3 protein-coding genes are annotated in these 3582 nt (G+C 70.0%); 1 reads left to right on the plus strand and 2 read right to left on the minus strand.

Annotated elements, in window-relative coordinates; translation table 11 throughout:
* Positions 1 to 31 precede the first annotated feature (31 nt).
* Positions 32 to 1282, minus strand: coding sequence for a spermidine/putrescine ABC transporter substrate-binding protein (locus tag ACJA3G_RS33100; RefSeq protein ID WP_406556727.1), 1251 nt, complete (start codon positions 1280 to 1282; stop codon positions 32 to 34).
* A 79-nt stretch (positions 1283 to 1361) separates the two neighbouring features.
* Positions 1362 to 2879, minus strand: a complete 1518-nt coding sequence (locus tag ACJA3G_RS33105) for a gamma-aminobutyraldehyde dehydrogenase (RefSeq protein ID WP_406556729.1) — start codon at positions 2877 to 2879, stop codon at positions 1362 to 1364.
* Between the two features lie 181 nt (positions 2880 to 3060).
* Between ACJA3G_RS33105 and ACJA3G_RS33110 the strand changes: the two genes are divergently transcribed.
* On the plus strand, positions 3061 to 3582 hold a 522-nt coding region (locus tag ACJA3G_RS33110; RefSeq protein ID WP_406556728.1), incomplete at its 3' end, for an NADAR family protein.

Below are 3582 nucleotides of genomic sequence, written 5' to 3' on the forward strand. Positions count from 1 at the left end.
GAACGGAGGGGAGGGCCGGGGACGGCCCGCCCTAGGCGCCGATGAGCTTGGCGAACTTCTGCTCGTACCTGGTCTCCTCCTCGCTGCTGAGCGAGCGGAAGGAGTGCGCCTTGGCGGCCATGGCCCTGTCGGGGAGGATCAGCGTGTTCTGGGCCAGCTCCGGGTCGATCCTGGTGAGCTCGTCGCGTACGCCGTCGACCGGGCAGACGTAGTTGATGTACGCGGCGAGCCTGGCCGCGACCGCCGGCTCGTAGTAGTAGTCGATCAGCCGCTCGGCGTTGGCCCGGTGCCGGGCCTTGGCGGGGACCAGCAGATTGTCGCTGGAGAGCATGTAGCCGGCCGCCGGGATCGCGTACTTGATGTCCGGGTTGTCGGTCCGCAGCTGGGTGACGTCGCCGCCCCAGGCCACACACGCGGCGAGGTCGCCCTTGTCGAGGTCGCCGGTGTAGTCGTTGCCGGTGAAGCGGCGGATCTGCTTCTTGTCGACGCCCTTCTGGAGCCGCCCGATCGCCGCGTCGTAGTCGGCGTCGGTGAAGTTCGCGGGGTCCTTGCCCATGTCGAGCAGGGTCATCCCGACGGTGTCGCGCATCTCGGTGAGGAAGCCCACCCGGCCCTTGAGGGTGGGGTCGTCGAGCAGCTGGGTGACCGAGTCGACGGTCCGCCCGCCGGTCGCCTTGGAGTTGTACGCGATGACCGTCGGGATGCCGGTCCACGGGTACGAGTAGGCCCGGCCCGGGTCCCAGTCGGGGGTGCGGAAGGGCGCGGAGAGGTTGGCGAAGGCGTGCGGCAGCTTCGAGGCGTCGAGCTTCTGCGCCCAGCCGAACCGGATGAGCCGCCCGGCCAGCCAGTCGGTGACGACGATGAGGTCGCGGCCGATGTCCTGCCCGGCCGCGAGCTGCGGTTTGATCTTCCCGAAGAACTCGACGTTGTCGTTGATGTCCTCGGTGTACTTGACCTGGATGCCGGTCCGCTTGGTGAAGCCGTCCAGGGTCGGCCGGTGCTTCTTGTCGTCGCTGACGTCCATGTACTCGGTCCAGTTGGAGAAGTTGATCACCTTCTCCGTGGCCGAGTGGTCGTCCGAGGCCGCGGCCTGGCCGCTGTCCTTCCTGGCGGCCGGGATGCCGCAGCCCGCGAGCCCGGCGAGGCCGCCGACGGCGAGCGCGCCGACGCCCGTGGCCCGCATCAGCGAGCGACGGGTCAGGGCGCCCCGGCCGCTGGTCAGACTGCGCTGTACAGCGGCCAGTTGGGCCCCGGACAGGCGGTCCGGCTCGTAACTCTCCATGCGCTGTGTGCCCTTTCGGGTGGAGGTGGTGGCCGCTGGTCGGACGGCCGCCACGCGGCGGCGCCGCTGATCGGATGCTTTATCGGTCCCCGAAGATCGTGCGGTGCCAGTCCTTCGCGGCGACCGCGGTGTTGTCGTACATCACATGCTTGACCTGCGTGTACTCCTCGAACGAGTAGGCCGACATGTCCTTTCCGTAGCCGCTTGCCTTATAGCCGCCGTGCGGCATCTCGCTGATGATCGGAATGTGGTCGTTGACCCAGACGCAGCCGGCCTTGATCTCCCGGGTGGCGCGGTTCGCCCGGTAGACGTCCCGGCTCCAGGCGGAGGCGGCGAGGCCGTACGGGGTGTCGTTGGCGAGCCGGATGCCCTCGTCGTCGGAGTCGAAGGGCAGCACGGCCAGCACCGGCCCGAAGATCTCGGCCTGGACGACCTCGCTGCCCTGCGGCGCGTCCGCGACGAGCGTCGGCAGGTAGAAGGCGCCGTCGCCCTGCGGGGCCCGGCCGCCGGTGACGATCCGGGCGTAGGAGCGGGCGCGCTCGACGAAGCCGGCGACCCGGTCGCGGTGGACGTGGCTGATCAGCGGCCCGAGGTCGGTGGCCGGGTCGAACGGGTCGCCGACGCGGACGCTCGCCATGAGGTCGGCGACACCCGCGACGAACGCGTCGTGGAGCGGACGCTGTACGTACGCGCGCGTGGCGGCGGTGCAGTCCTGCCCGGAGTTGATGAGGGAGGCGGCGACCGCGCCGTGCACGGCGGCCTCCAGGTCGGCGTCGTCGAAGACGACGAAGGGCGCCTTGCCGCCGAGTTCCAGATGGGTGCGCTTGACGGTGGCGGTGGCGATCTCGGCGACGCGCCTGCCGACGGCGGTGGACCCGGTGAAGGAGGTCATGACGACGTCCGGGTGTCCGACGAGGTGCTCCCCGGCGTCCCGCCCGGCGCCGGAGACGACATTGACGACGCCGTCCGGAATCCCGGCGGCGGTGGCGGCCTGGGCGAAGAGCAGCGAGGTCAGGGGGGTGATCTCGGCGGGCTTGAGGACGATGGTGTTGCCGGCGGCGATCGCCGGGAGGATCTTCCAGGCGGCCATCTGGAGCGGATAGTTCCAGGGGGCGATGGAGCCGACGACACCGAGGGCCTCACGGCGTACGTAGGAGGTGTGGTCGCCCGAGTACTCCCCGGCGGACTGGCCCTGGAGGTGGCGGGCGGCCCCGGCGAAGAAGGCGGTGTTGTCGATCGTGCCCGGGACGTCGAACTCCCGGCTGAGCTTGATCGGCTTGCCGCACTGCAGGGACTCGGCCTGCGCGAACTCCTCCGCGCGGTCGGCAAGGACGGCGGCGAAGCGGTGCAGGGCGTCGGAGCGTTCGGCGGGGGTGGCGCCGGACCAGGCCGGGAACGCGTCCTTGGCCGCCGCGACGGCGGCGTCCACGTCGCCGGTCCCGGCCAGCTCGTACGTGAGGACGACCTGTCCCGTGGCCGGGTCGACGACGTCCTGCTTGCGCCCGGAGGTGCCGGGGACGGGACGCCCGCCGATGTACTGGGCGCCGCCTTCGAAACGGTCCTGCGCCGGGAAGCGACTGCTGTTGCTGTTGCCCATCTCGCTCACGGTCTCCGTAGCTCCAGCTCGATTTGAGTGCCGATCCTGACAGAGCGGCATCTCGCCAACAAGTGATTCCGTTGTTGCCTTTTGGTTACGCGACGGAATCTGTCGACCATGTGTCGGGTCAGGCCGTAAATACCCGTACGGAGTGTCAGTGGCGGATGCCAGACTCGCGTGTATGGAGAAGATCGACAATTTGATCGCGCAGGTCAAGGATGGTGAACGGGTCAAGTTCCTGCACTTCTGGGGCCACACGCCGCGCCGCGACGGGACGCTCGGAGCGAGCTGTCTCAGCCAGTGGTGGCCGTCGCCGTTCACGGTGGACGGGGTGGTCTACGCGACGGCGGAGCACTGGATGATGGCCACCAAGGCCCGCCTGTTCGCCGACCCGGAGGCGGAACGGGCGGCGCTCACGGCCCGGACCCCGGCCGAGGCGAAGAACGCGGGCCGGCTGGTGCGGGGCTTCGATGAGGAGGTGTGGCGCCGGGAGCGGTACGGGATCGTGGTGGAGGGCTCGCTCCACAAGTTCGGCCAGTCCCCGGAGCTCCGGTCCTACCTGCTCTCCACGGGCGAACGCGTCCTGGTCGAGGCGAGCCCCCTGGACCGCATCTGGGGAATCGGCCTCCCGGCGGACGCCCCCGAGGCGTCGGATCCGGGGCGGTGGCGGGGGGAGAACTTGCTGGGGTTTGCGTTGATGGAG

The organism is Streptomyces sp. YS-3 (genome assembly GCF_045257485.1).
GTDB lineage: Bacteria > Actinomycetota > Actinomycetes > Streptomycetales > Streptomycetaceae > Streptomyces.

What these genes read in the sequence shown, in the direction of transcription:
- ACJA3G_RS33105 (WP_406556729.1), bottom strand. Translation starts at nt 2,879, where the DNA reads ATGGGCAACAGCAACAGCAGTCGCTTCCCGGCGCAGGACCGTTTCGAA.
- ACJA3G_RS33100 (WP_406556727.1), bottom strand. Translation starts at nt 1,282, where the DNA reads ATGGAGAGTTACGAGCCGGACCGCCTGTCCGGGGCCCAACTGGCCGCT.